The organism is Lysinibacillus telephonicus (assembly GCF_003966145.1).
Taxonomy (GTDB): domain Bacteria; phylum Bacillota; class Bacilli; order Bacillales_A; family Planococcaceae; genus Ureibacillus; species Ureibacillus telephonicus.
Genome location: NZ_RXNR01000006.1, coordinates 1 through 19,829 on the forward strand (window position 1 = coordinate 1; position 19,829 = coordinate 19,829).

Here is a 19,829-nt window from a genome sequence, read left to right on the forward strand (position 1 = left end):
TAATTGTAAATAAATTTCCAAATGGATGGGGACACCTTTGATTGGGTATTTACTTTTTTGCCTCTAAACAGGGAAGGTGAGTAAACTGAAAATTATGACACTATTTATGCAACACTAGTGAAAAAAAATAAATAATTAAATAAAATCCACTCTCCTTTAATAGAGCTTTGCCTTCGCTTCTTTCTATTAAAGAGGGTGGATTTTCTATTCTCTTGAACTTTCTAGCTTATCTATTATTAAATTTAATTACTAATTAATCTTTTTAGTTCGTTCTACTTTCGTTCAGATTTTGTTCAATTCCCTCGTATAAAATAAAAAGTATTACAATCTTATAAGTATTTGAATAACAGTAAAACTGTTTTATGGAGGGGAATTATGTCAATAGGAAAAAAAATCGGGATTGGTTTCTTTACTGTAATAGTAGTATTTGTCATTTCATTAAGCCTCATTATAAAAGAAATAAACAATATTAATACTAAGTTGAACAAGCAATTGATGAACAAGTTGCCCAAGTGCAATTAGCAAATGATATAAAATTCGGAATGGCTATGCAAGGGCTTTATGTAAGAGCAATTATGATTGATGATACACCAGAAACACGTGACAACTTATCGACATATTCAAAATTTTTGGATAATAAAATCTTGGAACTTAGTAATCAAGCAACTGAAAATGAGTTAAAAAAATATGCTGATGAAATTTCAATGTATAATAATAATTTTAACGAAGCTATAGAAAAGATGTGGAATTACTATAACACCGGTGATAAAGAAAGTGCCATCAAAGTTGTAGTGGAAGAAGCTAAAACAGCAAACTCTGGTATTTCCGATTACTCTGATAAAATCTTAAACTATCAAGAAGATTTATTAAATAAAGTTTCTGCAAGTGCAAAGGAAACAGTTGAATTAACAAGAACAATTACTATTGTTTCTATTATTGTCGGAATATTAATAGGCATTATAATTATTATTTATGTTCGCCGTACGATTTCAAATCCATTACAAAAAATCGTCGATAGGGCAAATTTAATTGCAGAAGGCGATTTATCTGAAAAAGAGATTATACATAAGTCTAAAGATGAAATCGGTCAGCTTTCAATTGCATTTAATAAAATGAAATCTAACCTACAGCTTTTAATACGCAATGTACAATCGGGTACTGAGCAATTGTCGGCTGCTGCCGAAGAATTGTCTGCAAGCACTGAAGAAATGGCGGCAACTTCGGAAGATATGGCTAAACGAGTTGAGGAAACTGCAGAAATAGCAAAGATTTCATCAAGTGCTTCAAATGAAAGTGCAAGAGCAATGGATGAAACCGCTACTGGTATTCAAAAAATTGCAGAATCAGCACAAGCACTTCACCAAAATGCAACAGACTCTTCTGAAACTGCTGCCATAGGAAGTAAAAATGTTGAGCAAGCTCAAAATCAAATGAACATTATTAAAGAATCCTCTTCAGTTGTAAATAACTTAGTACAAAAACTAAGTAAACAGTCTGAAGAAATTGAAAATATTACACAGGTAATTACAGACATAACAGAACAAACAAATTTACTTGCCTTAAATGCAGCAATTGAAGCAGCTAGAGCTGGAGAGCATGGTAAAGGTTTTGCTGTCGTTGCAGAAGAAGTAAGAAAGCTTGCTGAAGAATCAAAACTCTCTGCAAGTAAGATTGTTGAAATAACAACTTTAATAAAAGCGGATACTAAAAATGTTGAAAATGCGGTAAATGACTCGCTTCACTCCGTTCATGAAGGCGTCGATATTATTGCCGAAACAGGGAAATCGTTTAACTTAATTCAACAAGCAATTTATTTAATGAATGACCAAATAAGTAATATTTCAGCTGCTTCCCAGCAAATATCAGCAAGTGCTGAAGAAGTCGCAGCTTCAGTTGAAGAAATTTCAAAAGGTTCTACTAATGCAGCTGACCATATGGAAACAATTGCTGCTTCAGTAGAAGAGCAAACAGCAACGATGGTTGGAGTAAACAATGTAGCTATAGAATTATCCGACCAATCAGTCGAGCTGCAACAACTGCTCAAAAAGTTTAAAGTATAAAATAATAGGTCAACTCAAAATTTGGTTAATTTTGAGTTGACCTTTAATATTTTATAGCTCCCCGGCTTTTAGTTTTTTATGCCAGTCCTTCAGAAATGGTATCTCTTCAGATTTAATTGCTCCAGACTCCATTGCCGCTTCTACTAAATAATCAAAATTTGTTAAACTTACATATTTAACGTTTCCATCCTTAAATGCCTGCTCTGCACGAGGCAAATTATATGTATATACACAAACTACTCCAACTACTTCACAACCAGCAGCACGCAATGCTTCAACTGCTGTAATAGATGAACCACCAGTAGAGATGATATCTTCAACTACGACTACTTTTTGACCTGCTTTAATTTTTCCTTCTATTTGGTTTCCACGCCCATGTTCTTTTGCTTTTGAACGTACATAAACCATTGGCAATTCTAAAATATCTGAAACCCAAGCAGCATGAGGAATACCAGCAGTAGCAGTACCAGCAACAACTTCTGTCTCAGAGAAATATTCCTTAATATTTTGTGCAAGACCATTTGCAATTTGTTTACGAATAATAGGATCTGAAATAGTTAAACGTGTATCACAGTAAATTGGTGATTTTATTCCAGATGCCCAAGTAAATAATTCATTCGGGTTTAACTCAACTGCACCAACCTTTAACATTGCATGTGCAATTTCTTTTTGTAATGACATTTTAGTTTTCCTCCCATAATTCGCTTACTGTTTTATATGCTTCAACTGGATCTTTTGCATTTGTTATTGCACGCCCTACTACAATTAAAGAAGAACCATCTCTGCGCGCTACGTCTGGTGTTGCTATTCGTTTCTGATCATGTATTTCTCCACCAGCTAAACGAATCCCTGGTGTTACACGTAGAAAATCTTCTCCGCATTGATTTCTAATTACATTTGCTTCATGCACCGAGCAAACTACTCCATCTAAGCCTGCTTGTTTTGTAATACTTGCATAATGTAATACTGATTCAAGCAAGGATAAGGTGATTTTTTGTTGCTGCTGCATTTGTTCTTCTGTTGTAGATGTTAGTTGTGTGACACTAATTAATTTTGCACGCTTCATACCTGATGGAGTCCCTGCCTCTAATCCTTCAAGTGCACTTTCCATCATATTGACGCCACCTGCTGCATGAACATTGACTAAATCGACGCCTAGTCTTGCTAAACCTTTCATTGCGGATTTAACAGTATTCGGAATATCATGCAGTTTTAAATCTAAGAAGATGTCATGGCCATGTTCCTTTACTTTGCGCACTATATCGGGACCTTCCTGTAAATAAAGTTCCATCCCGATTTTTACAAACAACGGCTCATTAAATTGACTCAAAAAAGCGAATACTTCTTTTTCACTAGGGAAATCTAGTGCAATGATTGGCTTACTATTCATTTTATCGATGGCTCCTTCCAATTAGTTCTTTAATATGTGTCACGCCTAATTCTTCCAATTTCTTCGGTAGTGCATCGATAATATTCGGACATACAAAATGATCTACAAAATTGGCAGTTCCAACTGCTACTGCTGAGGCTCCGGCAGACATGAAATCTATAACATCTTGGACGCATGACACACCGCCCATTCCAATAATCGGAATATCCACTGCTTTATACACGTCATATACCATTCTAATGGCAACAGGCTTTACTGCTGGCCCTGACAGCCCCCCTGTACCGTTTGCAATAACAGGCTTACCTGTACGTTCATCTAAGCGCATACCAATTAATGTATTAATCATTGTGATTCCATCTGCACCAGCAATTTCAACTGCTTGGGCAATTTCAACAATATTTGTTACATTAGGCGACAATTTGACATAGACAGGAACCTTTGAAACAGCTTTTACCGCTTCCACTAATTCACGTGCTATAACTGGATCTGTTCCGAAAGTAATACCACCATGCTTGACATTCGGACATGAAATGTTTAATTCTAAAGCTTTTACATTCGGTGCTGTACTAATTCTTCTCGCTACTTCAACATAGTCTTCTATTAATGTACCAGCAACGTTTGCAATAATAGGTACATCGTATTTCTCCAACCAAGGAAGCTCATCACTCATTACTTTATCAAGCCCTGGGTTTTGTAATCCGATTGCATTTAACATACCAGCAGGTGTCTCGGCTACACGAGGAGTTGGGTTTCCAAGACGTTTCTCAACTGTAGTTGCTTTTATCATAATTGCACCCAATTTTGACAAATCATAAAGCTGTGCGTATTCATGCCCAAAACCAAAACAGCCTGAAGCTGGCATAATTGGGTTTTTCAAATCCAATCCTGGGAGTTGAATGCTTAGCCGACTCATAGTTTAACAACTCCTTTCGGAAATACTGGTCCATCAGAGCAAACTTTTACATAATCCTTTTCTGAATCCTCTGTTGTTTTGCAAATACATGCAAAGCAAGCTCCGATACCACAGCCCATCCGTTCTTCAAATGACAGATAGCCTGGTTTATTAGGATAAAATTGTTCAAGGGCGCGAAGCATTGGCAGCGGACCACAAGAATAGAACACATCAAATTCTGGCTTTAACTCTCCAAGTAAATCTGTTACAAAGCCTTTTGTTCCCTTAGACCCATCTACTGTTACAAAATGTGTTTCACCTAATGTTGAAAACTTGTCCTCATAAAAAGCCACGTCTTCTGTAGCAAAACCAAATACATGGATTGTTCGAACTCCGCGTGCATTTAACTGTTTGGATAACTCATATAAAGGCGGTACACCAATTCCTCCTCCTACTAATAAGGCTGTTTTGCCTTTAGGAAGTTCATCAACAGGGAATCCATTTCCAAGCGGTCCAAGAACATCTACTTCGTCTCCTACTTGCTTTTCGGATAGAATCGTTGTACCACGGCCCTCTGCACGATAAATAAGTGTTACCTCTCCTGCTTCTTTGTCAATATTAGCTATACTAATTGGTCGTCGTAGGAGCGGCTCAAAGCTTTGCGACACACGAATGTGGACAAATTGTCCAGGATTCATTTCCTGAACAATTTGACCTTGTAAAGTGAGTTCAAAAATGTGATGAGCGATTTCTGTTTGACGAACGACAACCATTCGTTCTTGTTGAATCATTAATGGAATACCTCCGCTTTTGGCATTTCTTCTGCTGTGAATGTCATCGATTCAATAATTTCTAACATTGCCTCTGCTGTATCAAGTGATGTTAAACATGGCACACCATTTTCTACTGATTCACGACGAATACGGAATCCATCGCGAGCAGGCTGTTTCCCTTTTGTTAACGTGTTAACAACGAGTTGTGCTTCGCCATTTTGAATAACATCAAGTAAAGTTTTTTCTTTCGAGCCGATTTTGCCAACAACATCAGCCTGCACACCTGCTTCAGCAAAGCTTTGTGCCGTGCCTTCTGTTGCCATAATGCGATAACCAACCGTATTAAAACGTTTTGCTAATTGAATTGCTTCTTCCTTATCTTTATCAGATACTGTAAACAATACTGTACCGTAAGTTTTGATTTCCATACCTGCTGCAACAAAGCCTTTATACAATGCTTTTTCAAATGTTGCATCTTTCCCCATTACTTCACCCGTAGATTTCATTTCAGGCCCTAATGTAATGTCGACACGGCGCAGTTTTGCAAAGCTGAATACCGGTACTTTTACAAAGACACCTTTTTGTTCCTTAGCAAGTCCTGTTGGGTATCCTTGCTCTACAATCGATTGCCCTAAAATTGCCTTTGTCGCAATATTAGCCATTGGAATGTTTGTAATTTTACTTAAGAACGGCACAGTACGGCTTGAGCGAGGATTTACTTCAATTACATAAATTTCACCATTCGATAATACATATTGGATGTTCATTAATCCAATAATGTTTAATCCTTTTGCTAAGCGTGTTGTATAATCAACTAAAGTTGCTTTTTGCTGATCCGTTAATTTTTGTGGTGGATATACAGAAATTGAGTCGCCGGAGTGAACCCCTGCACGTTCAACATGCTCCATAATTCCTGGAATTAATACATTTTCTCCATCACAAATTGCATCAACTTCAATTTCCTGCCCTGTTAAATAACGGTCTACTAATACTGGATGATCAGGAGAAGCCTCTACTGCATTTTCCATATAATGCTCTAATTCTTGTTCATTATAGACAATTTCCATCGCACGCCCACCTAGTACATATGAAGGACGCACTAACACTGGGAAGCCAAGTTTTTTTCCAATCTCCAGCGCTTCCTCAGTTGATACAGCTGTCTCACCTGCTGGCTGTGGAATGCCTAATTCATGTAATGCCTGCTCAAATTTATCACGATTTTCAGCGCGGTCAATATCTTCTAAGTTTGTTCCTAAAATCTTCACACCATGCGCTGCTAATTTATCAGCTAAGTTAATTGCTGTTTGACCACCGAATTGAACAACAACCCCTATAGGTTTTTCAAGATCAATAATGTGCATTACATCTTCGATTGTTAATGGTTCAAAGTAAAGCTTATCTGAGATTGAGAAGTCAGTTGAAACCGTTTCAGGGTTTGAGTTAATAATGATTGCTTCATAACCTGCTTCTTGAATTGCCCATACAGAGTGTACTGTTGCGTAGTCGAATTCTACACCTTGACCGATACGAATCGGGCCCGAACCAAGTACTATAACGGATGGTTTATCTGTTACGATTGATTCGTTTTCCTCTTCATATGTTCCATAGAAATATGGTGTTGTTGATTCGAACTCAGCAGCGCAAGTATCCACCATTTTATAAACAGGGATAATGCCTTGTTCTTTACGGTATTGGTAAATTTCCTCTGCAGTAGTATCCCAAAGCTCAGCAATTTTCTTATCTGCAAAGCCTAAACGTTTTGCTTGGCGTAAAATTTCGGCATTATTTACGTTTTCAGATAACGATGCTTCCATATTAATAATGTTTTGCAGTTTGTTTAAGAACCATAAGTCAATCTGAGACCATTCATGAATTTGCTCTGCTGTAACACCTCGTCTCATTGCTTCTGCAATGAAGAATAATCGCTCGTCACCAGCTTTGCGAATGCGTTTTTCAATCCAGTTGTCTGAATTGTCTTCAGCATGCTTTAATTCAATGTGTGTATGACCAGTTTCAAGAGAGCGTACGGCTTTTAAGATTGCCTCTTCAAAAGTACGGCCAAGAGCCATAACTTCTCCTGTTGCCTTCATTTGTGTTCCTAAATTACGTTTGGCAGATTCGAATTTATCAAATGGCCAGCGTGGGATTTTGGCAACAATGTAATCAAGTGCCGGTTCAAAGTCTGCATAAGTTGATCCTGTTACTGGATTGATAATTTCATCTAAAGTCAAACCTACTGCAATTTTCGCCGCTAATTTTGCAATTGGATAACCTGTTGCTTTTGATGCTAGCGCTGATGAACGTGATACACGTGGATTAACTTCGATTACATAATAATTGAAGCTGTTTGGATCAAGCGCTAGTTGTACGTTACAGCCGCCTTCAATTTTTAATGCGCGAATAATATCTAAAGAGATATTACGCAGCATTTGATATTCGCGGTCGGATAATGTTTGAGATGGCGCTACTACGATTGAATCGCCTGTATGGATTCCTACTGGGTCAAAGTTTTCCATATTACATACAACGATTGCATTATCGATTGAATCTCGCATTACTTCGTATTCGATTTCTTTGTATCCAGCGATTGATTTTTCAAGCAAACATTGTGTAACTGGACTATATTTTAATCCGCTTGTTACGATTTCCTCTAATTCTTGTTCGTTGTTGCAAATACCGCCGCCTGTTCCACCAAGAGTGAATGCCGGGCGAACAATTACAGGATATCCAATTTTCGCAACAAATGCTTTTGCTTCTTCTAAATTATGAATAATATCTGATTCAGGCACAGGTGCACCTAATTCATACATAAGATTACGGAATTGGTCACGGTCTTCTGCTTTGTTAATGGCATCTAGCTTAGTACCTAGAATTTCAATGCCTAGCTCATCTAAAATTCCAGAGTTGTTTAATTCAATTGCCATATTTAATCCAGTTTGCCCACCGAGTGTCGGAAGAATCGCATCTGGGCGTTCTTTACGTAAAATACGGGATACGAACTCTAAAGAAATAGGTTCTAGATACACCTTATCTGCAATCTGAGTATCTGTCATAATTGTTGCAGGATTTGAGTTGATTAATATTACTCGGTAACCCTCTTCTTTTAATGAAAGACAAGCTTGTGTTCCTGCATAGTCAAATTCTGCTGCTTGACCGATGACAATTGGACCTGATCCAATTACTAAAATAGTTTCTATATCTGTACGTTTAGGCATGTTGTTTCTCCTTCCCAGCATGTACTTCCATTAGTTCGATAAATTCATCGAATAAGTGATTTGAATCTTCCGGCCCAGGTGAAGCTTCTGGGTGGTATTGTACTGTAAATACAGGATATTTTTTATGACGCAGCCCTTCAACCGTGCCATCATTTAGGGCAATATGTGTTACTTCTAGATCTGTACCTTCCAATGATTTTTCATCAACTGCATAACCATGATTTTGTGAAGTTAATTCTGTACGTCCAGTGCGTAAATCTTTTACTGGATGATTTGCACCTCGATGTCCGAATGGTAATTTGAAACTTTTTGCTCCACAAGCAAGTGCAAATAATTGGTGCCCTAAGCAAATTCCGAAGATTGGCACTTTTCCGATTAGGTTGCGTATTGTTTCAATACCTTCCGTAACATCCTGAGGGTCCCCAGGTCCATTTGATAGCATAATACCATCTGGATGCCATGCTAAAATAGTTTCAGCAGATGTGTTATATGGAACAACTAACACATCACAGTCACGTTTATTTAATTCACGTAAAATACCATGCTTCATTCCAAAGTCCATTATGACAACTCGTTTGCCACGTCCTGGACTCGGATATGCTGCTTTTGGAGAAACTTCTTTTACATGATTTGTAATAAGAGGTGTTTCTTTTAGTTTTGCAACTACTTCCTCTACATTAACTTCTTCATCTGCCGCTGTAAGAATTGCCTTTACAGCACCTTTCGAACGAATGATGCGTGTTAATTTACGCGTATCAATTCCTTCAATTCCTGGAATGTCTTGAGATAATAAATAATCATTTAGTGAAATGTCATTTCGAAAGTTTGATGGCTGTTTTGCCAACTCACGACAAACCATCCCTCTAATTGCTGGAGTAATCGATTCAAAATCATCACGGTTAATTCCATAATTTCCGATTAAAGGATATGTGAAAGTAACAATTTGTCCATAGAAAGATGGGTCAGATAATGTTTCTTGGTAACCCGTCATACCAGTTGTGAATACGACTTCACCTTGGGAAGCGCGGTCACTTCCAAATGCAATACCATTAAAAACTGTTCCGTCTTCCAAAATTAATAAACGTTTTTTCATTATTTCTCCTCCTTATAGACGATGTTGCCTTCAAAAATTGTCATAATTGGCCAACCTTTTGCAGCCCATCCGTTAAACGGTGTGTTCCGTCCTTTTGAGACAAACTCTTCTGCATGAATTGTTTGCTCTTTATTTAAATCGATGATAATCAAATCAGCTGATGCACCTACTTCAATTTTTCCATAAGGCAAGTTGAAAATTTGTGCTGGCTTTACTGTCATCCAATCAATTAATTGTTTTAAAGTCCATTTGCCTGTCTCTACAAATTGTGTATATAAAAGTGGGAATGCTGTTTCAAAACCGACAATTCCAAATGGCGCCCCAACCATTCCACAGCATTTTTCTTCAACTGTATGAGGTGCGTGATCCGTTGAGATACAGTCGATTGTTCCATCAAGTAGTGCTGCATGCAGGGAATCTTTATCCTCTAGAGCACGCAGTGGAGGATTCATCTTCCAGTTCGCATCATCCCCAGGAATATCCATCTCTTCTAATAACAGATGATGAGGACAAACCTCGGCTGTCACTCGGATGCCAGCTGCTTTTGCATCTCTTACTGCTCTCACTGATTCTTTCGTCGAAACATGACAAACGTGATATCTAGCACCTGCAGCTTCAGCTAGTAATACATCTCGAGCAATTTGCACTGATTCACAAACAGAAGGAATTCCTGGTAATCCAAGCTCTTTATTTCGTTTTCCTTCATGCATTACGCCATCATAAATTAATGAATTATCCTCACAATGTGCAACAACTACCATATCAAGCTTCGCTGCATCCTTCATTTGCTCGAACATTGTTGCAGCTAGCTGAACACCTACTCCATCGTCCGAAAATGCGACTGCACCATGGGCTTTTAAGTTAGCTAAATTGGTCCGCTCATCACCAGATTGTGCAACAGTTAGTGAACCATATGGAAGGACACGAACAACTGCACTTTCTTTAATTAATCCATTAATGAGTTGTAAGTTTTCCACTGAATCTGGCACTGGTTTTGTATTTGGCATCGCACAAATAGTAGTAAAGCCGCCTTTAGCCGCAGAAGCTGAACCAGTTGCGATTGTTTCTTTATGCTCAAAACCTGGTTCACGCAGATGAACGTGTAAATCAACAAAGCCGGGTGCTAGTAGGTTCCCATTGCCATCAATAATTTCTGCACCTTCTGGCTGTTTTCCACCAATTGCAATGATTTTTCCATTATCAATCGTTACACTTGAGTTTATTAATTCGCTTTGCTCGTTTAATAGTTTTATATTTTTTATATGTTTCGTCATGTTTATCTTCCTTTCAATATTGTTTCAAGTATCGCCATTCTGACAAAGACGCCATTTCTTACTTGATCAAAAATTCGGGAGCGCTCGCACTCAACTAATTCTGAAGCAATTTCTACATCGCGATTTACTGGTGCTGGATGCATAATTATTGCATTTTTTTTCATTTTTGCTTCACGCTCGAATGTTAATCCAAATTGTTCATGATAGCTTTCCTTTGAAAAGCTCTTATTTACAATATGACGTTCGTGCTGAATGCGTAATAACATGACAACATCGCTATCTTCAAGCAGTTCATCCCACGAATGATGGGCCGCGTAATCGCCTGCCCATTCAGGTGGGCAAAGGAAGCGTATATTAACACCCAGCCTTTTTAGAGCAGTTGCATTTGATTTTGCGACACGGCTATGAGAAATATCACCGACGATTGTTACATTCAACCCTTCAAATGAACCAAATTCCTTATAAATCGTATATAAATCTAGTAAGCTTTGTGAAGGATGCTGACCTGCTCCGTCCCCAGCATTTATGACTGCGACATTAATTCCTTCAAGTAATTCGTTATAATATTCATCTTCTTTGGCACGGATTACAACCGCATCCATCCCTATCATTTCTAGTGTTTTGACCGTATCGTACATTGTCTCTCCTTTTAATGCACTTGAAAAACTAGCATCAAATGGAATCACTGTACATCCTACTTTTCGCTCTGCCATTTCGAAACTTGTTTTTGTTCGTGTACTTGGCTCAAAGAACAGATTTGATACATTATATGACCGGTTAAGGACGCTTTCTTCTCCTGCCTCGAACTGTGCTGCCCGTTCTATTATCATCATTACTTCTTCATTAGATAAATGTTCCATTGAAAGTAAATTTCTCATTGCCTCTTCCTCCTGATAAGAAAAGCGAAAGCGCCCTGCTCAGCCCCGCGTCGGCGAAGGAGCCACATCGTGTGGCATCGCCGACATGACTCACATCGTGTGAGCCCCATGCGCTGGAAGGCCGGAATCGATAAGCTTTTCTAGCTTTCGACCCGAGGACAGACCGCGACCTCGAGGGGCTGGGCGCTGTAGCTAGACATTATTCAATGCTTTATAGTAAAAAAACCTCGCAAGCTTGCGAGGCGTAGGAGGTATGACAAGGCAAAGCACGTTAAATTTTAACGCACTGCCGCCATAATTCCCCTTTTTTGCCTCTCTGGACAATTCTTTAAAAGGTAATCTTTATTCATCTAACTCTTTAACTTCTTTATCTCTTCCCGGCAACATAAAGTTGAGAATAACACCAACAATTGCAGCTAAAGCCATTCCTTCAATTGCAAATGTATCTGTAAATCTCAAGGCTGCTCCGCCAATTCCCATAACAAGAATTACTGAAGCAATTACCATGTTTCGGCTATTACCAAAGTCAATGTTGTTTTCTACAAGCATGCGAAGACCACTTGATGCAATAATCCCGAACAATAGGATTGAAATCCCACCGAGTACTGATGTTGGAATTGTTTGTACTAACGCCATTGCTTTTCCAAAGAAAGAGAACAGAATGGCTAGTACTGCTGCACCGAGTATTACATAAACAGAGAATACTCTTGTTATCGCTAATACTCCTATATTCTCACCATAAGTTGTTTTTGGTGGACCACCAATAAGTGCACTTACAAATGTTCCTAAGCCGTCACCAAGCAAAGATCTGTGTAATCCAGGATCCTTTACATAGTTGCGGTTAACTACTTTGCCTAAAACCAACTGATGACCGATATGTTCTGAAATTGTTACAATAACGATTGGCACCATTGCTAGTAAAATAGTTAACGTTACATTAAAGTCATAGTGTACACCTGGTATTAAAAAGTCTGGCAAAGCAAACCAAGATGCCTCTTTTACAGGTGTAAAATCAACAATACCTACAATTGCTGAATATATGTATCCAACAATGATTCCTAATAGAATAGGCATAGTACTTAATACATTTTTAAAGTAAACATTGAAAATAATTGCTGCCAGCAATGTAACTAGTGCTGCAGAAAAATGCAAGACACTGTATTGTTTCACCATTTCAGCAACACCTGTATCTGGATTTACTTGCTCTACATTAATATTCATTGCCATATCTACCGCTGTTCCGGCAAGCCCTAAACCGATTACCATAATGACAGGTGCAACAACGATTGGCGGTAGAAGGCGCATTAGCCATTTGTAGCCTGTTTTCCAAATTAATAATGACACAATCCCATATACAACCCCGACTGCCATAGCACCGATCATTGCATTTCCTGGATTAACACTTGCTCCATTGTCATCTAGCCCACCAGCTGCGATTAAGATTGGAGCAATAAAGGCAAATGATGAACCTAAATAGGCAGGTACTTTAAATTGTGTAATTAGCAAGAAAATGATTGTTGCAATCCCACTAGTTAGTAATGCAATTGCAGGACTTAATCCTACGAGCTGCGGTACTAATATAGTTGAGCCGAACATTGCAAACATATGTTGAAAACTTAGCGTAATCAATTGTCCAGTTGTTGGTTTTTCATTGATGTCTAAAACCGCATTTGCCATGTTTTTTCCCTCTTTTTTTTAATGTTAGTCTGCTTTGTGTAGTGTTACGTTATCTTCCCCATCTACTTCAGTTAAACGAACGACGATTCTCTCCGAACTTGATGTAGGAATGTTTTTTCCTACATAGTCTGCACGAATTGGTAATTCTCTGTGTCCTCTATCTACTAGTACCGCTAACTGAATTTGAGAAGGTCTTCCTAAGTCTATTACTGCATCAAGTGCTGCACGCACTGTTCGTCCTGTGTATAGAACGTCATCAACAAGAACAATTTTTTGTGCCTCTACTACATAATCAATATCAACTTGTTGTACAAGCGCCTCGCCATTTTCATTTTTCGTTGATAAATCATCACGGTATAAAGTGATGTCTAGTTCACCTGTACGTATTGGTTGACCTTCTATTTTTTCAATTTTTTCTGCCAATCGTTTGGCTAAAAATGCACCTCGTGTTTTGATTCCAACTAAAATACATTGATCAATTCCTTTATTGCGTTCAATAATTTCATGGGCGATCCTTGTCAAAGCTCGATTCATTGACGGCCCATCCAATAGTTCTGTAATTTGTGGCATATCTTTTTCCTCCTCCCTATTTGAAAATAAAAAACCTCTTAAGCGCCAGCTTAAGAGGTTGGATATACATGTTGAAAGTGCATGCTTGGAAATTCTCTAATGATAATAAGCATAACATTGCCTATTAGGACACGATTCGACATTTGAATTCTTCAAATGAACAATGTGCTGCACACAAGAGCATAGAAATTCCCTTACATTTCTACAAGTACCTTCTCAGCCTCTCTGGACTGCCATTAAAGGTGAATATTTAATTTTTTGTCAGTTCCCATCTCTGTGGGTTTATTTATTTATTCACTGTTGTCAGTATAGTCTTATAACCTACTTAAGTCAATAATGTTTTTGAAATAATTTTCTCAAAGTTATTGATTTTGCCGTAACTGTTCAAGTAATGCCACAAAATCATCTGGAAGCGGTACTTCAAATTCTAAATATTCTTTTGATGTAGGATGAATGAATCCTAACACGCCTGCATGAAGGACTTGTCCACCAAAATCAATCGTTTTTTTAGGCCCGTATTTTGGGTCTCCTACTAACGGAAATCCAATATAGTTCATATGTACACGGATTTGATGTGTACGTCCTGTTTCTAAACGACATTCTACTAACGTGTAATTCCCCAGTCTTTCAGTTACCTGGAAATGGGTAACAGCATGTTTTCCATTATCAACAACCGCTTGTTTTTGGCGGTCTTTTGGGTCCCTAGCAATTGGCGCATCGATTGTACCTTTATCATGTGCAATATGGCCATGTACTAAAGCTGTATATTTACGGGTCACCGTTTTATTTACTAATTGTTCGACTAGTGAATGGTGTGCATGGTCATTTTTTGCAACCATTAATAAACCAGATGTATCTTTGTCAATTCGATGCACAATACCTGGTCTTAAGACGCCATTTATGCCCGACAAATCTTTACAATGATACATTAATCCATTGACTAAAGTACCTGTCATATGACCAGGTGCAGGATGTACAACCATTCCCTTTGGTTTGTTGACAACGAGTACGTCTGAATCTTCATAAACAATTTCTAAGTTTAAATCCTCAGGAATGACTTCTAAAGGCTCTGCTTCCGGAACGTCAACTTCAATGACGTCGCCTTCTTTTACTTTATATTTTGCTTTAACGCTTTCACCATTAACTTTTACAATACCATCTGTAATCCAGCTGGCTATTTGAGAACGCGACCAATCCTCTTGAATTGACGAAAGAGCCTTATCAATGCGTTCTCCCGCATTTTCTTGTTCTATTGTAATTGATACAACTGCCATTATTTCACCTTTTTCTTATTTTCCCGTTCTTCTTTTAACAATACTAAAATAATCATAATTACAGAAATTGTTAATGCTGCATCAGCGATATTAAATATTGGGAAATCATAATTAATTATTGGAATTAATACATCTATAAAATCGACAACTTCTCCACGGAAAATTCGGTCGATAAAATTACCAAGTGCTCCGCCTAATAATATCATTAAGCTTACTGCAAATAGTGGTTTATGTTTTGCTTCTTTATGAAAATAATAAATAATCCCACCAATTACAACGAGTGTAACGATTGTAAAAATCCACATTTGTCCTTGCAGCATTCCCCAAGCAGCACCACGGTTGCGATGAGACAGAATAGCAAACCATGGATCCCAGACCATAATTTGCTCGCCTAATTCCATATTTTTTACGATTAACCATTTAGTCCATTGATCTAATAAAACAACAATCGCTGCTAAACCATAGTATTTATACACAGTATTCCCCCGTTTACCAATAATCTCTCCTATTCTAACATAAAACAAAACGGAAATATAATTATACATGGTTGAAGAAGTTGCTCTGGTGAAGAAAAATTGTAACGAACTATACATATTAAACGTCTATTCGATATAAGGAGGAATCATTTTGAAAAAATACTCATTTATTACAATAATACTTTTAGGAAATCTAATGCTATGGGGATGTTGGAATGAAGAAAAGAATATCTCCTTATTATCACAAGTACCTATTACAGAAGTAACAATCGGTAATCCTACTGCAAAAGAGATCCTGGAGAATGATTCGCAAGCAGATATTTTTCAGTGGGATGATATTATCTATGAGACGAATATCGATTGGGTCAATGAACTTGTTTTAACTGAAGGTGATCTAGTAGGATTTATTAAATATAACACTTCCAACCCAACCGATTTTAAGAATGCTACAGCAAATATTTTACCAATAGGCACTGAATTATATAAGGTAAATGAACGCAATGATATATTCATTGCAAAATATAATGGTGAATGGAAGTACTATTATCAATTGGTTGAAGGGTAAATCACAGTGTATGTAATAATAGACGCAGGGACAAAACTAAAAGACGCCATTTTTCTTGATGAGAAAAATGACGTTTTTTTCTAAGGTGAAAATTTTCAGATTCTTATTAATAAGAAAAGCGAATTCTTACAAAAAATCCACTTATGTCCCAGCCCCATTGCTGCAAATTTAAAATTTTTAACATTTAAAAATACTAATTCTTAAAGTGAATTCATATATTTTATTTTTTATCATTTTTAGTTTTAACAGAAGAAGAAAATAACCAACGAAGGGCAAAAAATGCTACAATAAAAAAGAACGTGTCTAGAATATTTTCGCCCCATTGAAATTTACCCGTCCTATTATAGTCCCAAAAAACATAACTAAAAAATAAAGCTATACTAGCAATAATTGTAAATATAATTTTCATCTTTAATAACCTTTGCTTTTTTATATGCATAATAATATTCCATAATATACCATAAATTAACAAATTTAACAAAGGCCAATTTTAATATACATAGTTAAAGCGAAAAAGATGTACTACTTTAATTAAAACTGAAGAAATCTAAAATCTGTAATCCCATTAATCATCTTCTAATTTAGTTCCATTATATACCTTTCGATCAACACAGCAATCTTATTACGTGCCGTTTCAATTTGTCATTGCATAGTACTCTTCAGTGATGTATTTGCTGCGTCAGCAGTTATTCGTTAGTTCAATTATAGAAGGTCAACATACATATAGATTCAATTCTCGTTGGCAAAGTTTTACTAACCAAACTTATACACTGCCATATAAAAAGCTGCTCACTTTACTATAATGAGCAGCTTCTTAATTTTATGGAACAGTCCTTATAAACAGCTCCGAATTTTTTAAATAGAATTAAACATAATACTTCTCAACTACATCGGCACAACGTTTACATGCTGTTGGATGCTTTTCGTGTTGACCTACTGTTGTTGAGTAAGACCAGCAGCGTTCACATTTTTCACCATCTGCATGCTCTACAACGATTGCACATTTTTCAAGTACAAGTGCATTTTCTGGTGCACTTTCCTTGCTTCCACCGACAACAAATTGTGATACGATACAGCTTTGAGCAAAGTTAATTGCTGAATCATTTAATAATGTTTGAATAGCTTCATCAGCAAATACTGTAACTTTCGCTTCTAATGATTTACCAATTGTTTTTGCATTACGTGCTTCTTCAAGCGCTTTTAACACCTCGTCACGGATTTCTATAACCTTTTCCCATTTCGTGCGTAGTTCAGCGAAATTGCTGCGCTCATCAACTTCAGGGAAATCTGTTAATTGAACAGAAAGCTCTTCCTCATTTAAGTAAGACCATAATTCATCTGTCGTATGAGGTAAAATTGGCGTTAAAACTTTTAATAAAGTTAATAGTGTATCATACATAACTGTTTGCATCGCACGACTGTCTTTATTATCTACACCTTCAATATAAACAACGTCTTTTGCAACATCTAAATAGAATGCTGATAATTCAACTGCGACAAAATTATTAATTGTATGATATACAGAAGCAAATTCATATCGGTCGTATGCATTGCGAACTGTTTTTAATACATCTTGCAAACGCATATACATGTATTGATCGATCTCACGTAAATCTTCATAAGCGACGCGATCAGTTTTTGGATTAAAGTCAGTAACATTCCCATGTAGGAAACGAAGTGTGTTGCGGATTTTACGATACACTTCTGAAATTTGCTTCAACATATCCATAGAGATACGAACATCGCCAGTATAGTCAACTGATGCTACCCATAAACGTAGAATATCTGCACCATATTGGTTCATTACTTTTTCAGGTATAATAACATTTCCTAAAGATTTACTCATTTTGCGGCCTTCACCATCTAATACGAAACCATGAGTTAAAAGACCTCTATAAGGAGCATAACCATTAATTGCAACAGATGTTATTAATGACGAGTTAAACCATCCACGGTGTTGGTCAGAACCTTCAAGGTAAAGGTCAGCAGGATATTTAATTCCGCGTTCTACAAGTACACCTTGATGAGATGAACCTGAGTCAAACCATACGTCCATAATGTCATTTTCTTTTGTGAATTTTCCATTTGGACTTCCTGGATGAGTAAATCCTTCTGGTAGAAGATCTTTTGCTTCACGCTGGAACCAAATGTTAGAGCCATGCTCACGGAATAGTTTTGACACATGTTCAATAGTTTCTGGTGTAATAATTTCTTCCCCATTTTCAGCATAGAACACTGGAATTGGAACACCCCAGGCACGTTGTCTTGAAATACACCAGTCACCACGGTCACGAATCATATTATAAAGACGTGTTTCACCCCATGCTGGAGTAAAAGCAGTACTGCTTACTGCATTTAATAACTCATCACGGAATGCTTCTACAGAACAGAACCATTGTGGTGTCGCACGATAAATTACCGGCTTCTTCGTACGCCAGTCATGTGGGTATGAGTGCGTGAAGAATGATAATTTTTCTAATGCACCAACCTCTTTTAATTTTTCAGTAATGACTTTATTTGCATCATCATAAAACAGACCTTCAAATCCAGGTGCTTCATGTGTATAGCATCCTTGGTCATTTAATGGACTTAAAATGTCTAAGCCATATCTTTTGCTAACTAAATAGTCATCTTCCCCGTGACCTGGAGCTGTGTGAACACACCCTGTACCTGCTTCTGTTGTAACATGGTCACCAAGCATGATTAAAGAATCACGATCATAGAATGGGTGTTTTGCAACAATATATTCTAGTTGCTCCCCTTTAACTTCTTGCAGAACTTCAGCGTTTTCCCATTCTAGTGTATTTGAAACCGTTTCTAATAAGTCTTTTGCAATAATATATTTATTATTATTTGCTGATACAACGATATAAGTAATTTCAGGGTTTACTGAAATACCTAGGTTTGCTGGCATAGTCCATGGAGTTGTCGTCCAAATGATAAATTTTGCATCCTCTGGTACAACGCCTTTTGAATCTTTAATTTCAAAACTTACATAAATCGAAGGTGATTTAATATCTTTATATTCAATCTCTGCTTCTGCCAAAGCTGACTCAGAAGACGGCGACCAGTAAACTGGTTTTAATCCTTTGTAAATATATCCTTTTTCCGCCATTTTACCGAACACTTCGATTTGGCGTGATTCAAACTCTGGTTTTAATGTAATATACGGATTTTTCCAATCTCCGCGGACACCTAAACGCATAAATTGAGTTTTTTGATTTTCAATTTGTTCATAGGCATATTTTTCACATAATTCACGGAACTCAGCTACTGTCATTTCTTTACGTTTAACACCTTTGTTTGCAAGTGCTTGCTCGATTGGCAGTCCATGAGTATCCCAACCAGGAATATAAGGTACATGATAGCCAGTCATTGAACGATGACGAGTAATCATGTCCTTTAATACTTTATTTAAAGCGTGGCCAATATGAATATCTCCATTGGCATATGGAGGTCCATCATGTAGAACATATTCTGGACGGCCCTTTGTACGCTCTAAAACTAGTGTATTAATGTCAATTTCATCCCATTTTTCTTGCATTTTTGGTTCATTTGCCGGCAAATTCCCGCGCATCGGGAAATCTGTTTTTGGCATTCGTAACGTATCTTTATACTCTACCATTTAAAATTCCTCCTTAATTGAATTATCTGTTTTTAAATGCGACTATATAGCTTTCTAAGAGGGAACA

At 37.2% G+C, this 19,829-nt stretch carries 15 protein-coding genes; 2 read left to right on the forward strand and 13 right to left on the reverse strand.

Annotation, left to right across the window (positions count from 1 at the left end; translation table 11 throughout):
- The first annotated feature begins 512 nt into the window (after window positions 1-512).
- On the forward strand, window positions 513-2,060 hold the full coding sequence (locus EKG35_RS03005; protein WP_246020147.1) for a methyl-accepting chemotaxis protein: 1,548 nt from the start codon (window positions 513-515) through the stop codon (window positions 2,058-2,060).
- Window positions 2,061-2,111: 51 nt separating this feature from the next.
- Here the strand turns inward: EKG35_RS03005 and pyrE are convergent, their stop codons facing one another.
- From pyrE to lspA, 12 genes are all read right to left on the reverse strand, one after another.
- On the reverse strand, window positions 2,112-2,741 hold the full coding sequence (pyrE, locus tag EKG35_RS03010; RefSeq protein WP_126292841.1) for an orotate phosphoribosyltransferase: 630 nt from the start codon (window positions 2,739-2,741) through the stop codon (window positions 2,112-2,114).
- Between the two features lies 1 nt (window position 2,742).
- Window positions 2,743-3,450, reverse strand: coding sequence for an orotidine-5'-phosphate decarboxylase (gene pyrF, locus EKG35_RS03015; RefSeq protein ID WP_126292842.1), 708 nt, complete (start codon window positions 3,448-3,450; stop codon window positions 2,743-2,745).
- Between the two features lies 1 nt (window position 3,451).
- Window positions 3,452-4,363: a dihydroorotate dehydrogenase gene (locus EKG35_RS03020; protein WP_126292843.1), complete on the reverse strand. Its 912-nt coding sequence runs from the start codon at window positions 4,361-4,363 to the stop codon at window positions 3,452-3,454.
- Window positions 4,360-5,133 (reverse strand): dihydroorotate dehydrogenase electron transfer subunit, encoded by a 774-nt coding sequence (locus tag EKG35_RS03025; RefSeq protein ID WP_126292844.1) that lies wholly within the window; start codon window positions 5,131-5,133, stop codon window positions 4,360-4,362. The genes EKG35_RS03020 and EKG35_RS03025 overlap by 4 nt, the downstream gene beginning before the upstream one ends.
- Complete coding sequence (carB, locus tag EKG35_RS03030) at window positions 5,133-8,330, reverse strand: carbamoyl-phosphate synthase large subunit (protein ID WP_126292845.1); 3,198 nt, start codon at window positions 8,328-8,330, stop codon at window positions 5,133-5,135. The genes EKG35_RS03025 and carB overlap by 1 nt, the downstream gene beginning before the upstream one ends.
- Window positions 8,323-9,423 carry a carbamoyl phosphate synthase small subunit gene (locus EKG35_RS03035; RefSeq protein ID WP_126292846.1) on the reverse strand — a complete coding sequence of 367 codons (1,101 nt, stop codon included), beginning with the start codon at window positions 9,421-9,423 and terminating at the stop codon, window positions 8,323-8,325. The genes carB and EKG35_RS03035 overlap by 8 nt, the downstream gene beginning before the upstream one ends.
- A complete protein-coding gene (locus EKG35_RS03040; RefSeq protein ID WP_126292847.1) occupies window positions 9,423-10,697 on the reverse strand; it encodes a dihydroorotase in 1,275 nt (424 codons plus the stop codon). Before EKG35_RS03040 ends, EKG35_RS03035 begins: the two co-directional genes overlap by 1 nt.
- Before the next feature lie 2 nt (window positions 10,698-10,699).
- On the reverse strand, window positions 10,700-11,575 hold the full coding sequence (locus EKG35_RS03045; RefSeq protein WP_126292848.1) for an aspartate carbamoyltransferase catalytic subunit: 876 nt from the start codon (window positions 11,573-11,575) through the stop codon (window positions 10,700-10,702).
- A gap of 342 nt (window positions 11,576-11,917) precedes the next feature.
- Window positions 11,918-13,252, reverse strand: a complete 1,335-nt coding sequence (locus tag EKG35_RS03050; protein WP_126292849.1) for a uracil-xanthine permease family protein — start codon at window positions 13,250-13,252, stop codon at window positions 11,918-11,920.
- A 24-nt stretch (window positions 13,253-13,276) separates the two neighbouring features.
- Complete coding sequence (gene pyrR, locus EKG35_RS03055) at window positions 13,277-13,822, reverse strand: bifunctional pyr operon transcriptional regulator/uracil phosphoribosyltransferase PyrR (RefSeq protein ID WP_126292850.1); 546 nt, start codon at window positions 13,820-13,822, stop codon at window positions 13,277-13,279.
- Between the two features lie 362 nt (window positions 13,823-14,184).
- Entirely contained in the window at window positions 14,185-15,096 is a 912-nt protein-coding gene (locus EKG35_RS03060; RefSeq protein WP_126292851.1) for an RluA family pseudouridine synthase, read from the reverse strand.
- On the reverse strand, window positions 15,096-15,572 hold the full coding sequence (lspA, locus tag EKG35_RS03065; RefSeq protein WP_126292852.1) for a signal peptidase II: 477 nt from the start codon (window positions 15,570-15,572) through the stop codon (window positions 15,096-15,098). Before lspA ends, EKG35_RS03060 begins: the two co-directional genes overlap by 1 nt.
- A 151-nt stretch (window positions 15,573-15,723) precedes the next feature.
- Here lspA and EKG35_RS03070 point away from each other — a divergent pair, with 151 nt between their 5' ends.
- Complete coding sequence (locus tag EKG35_RS03070; RefSeq protein ID WP_126292853.1) at window positions 15,724-16,137, forward strand: hypothetical protein; 414 nt, start codon at window positions 15,724-15,726, stop codon at window positions 16,135-16,137.
- Window positions 16,138-17,002: 865 nt separating this feature from the next.
- Here the strand turns inward: EKG35_RS03070 and ileS are convergent.
- Window positions 17,003-19,762 (reverse strand): isoleucine--tRNA ligase, encoded by a 2,760-nt coding sequence (gene ileS / locus EKG35_RS03075; protein WP_126292854.1) that lies wholly within the window; start codon window positions 19,760-19,762, stop codon window positions 17,003-17,005.
- Window positions 19,763-19,829: the final 67 nt, after the last annotated feature.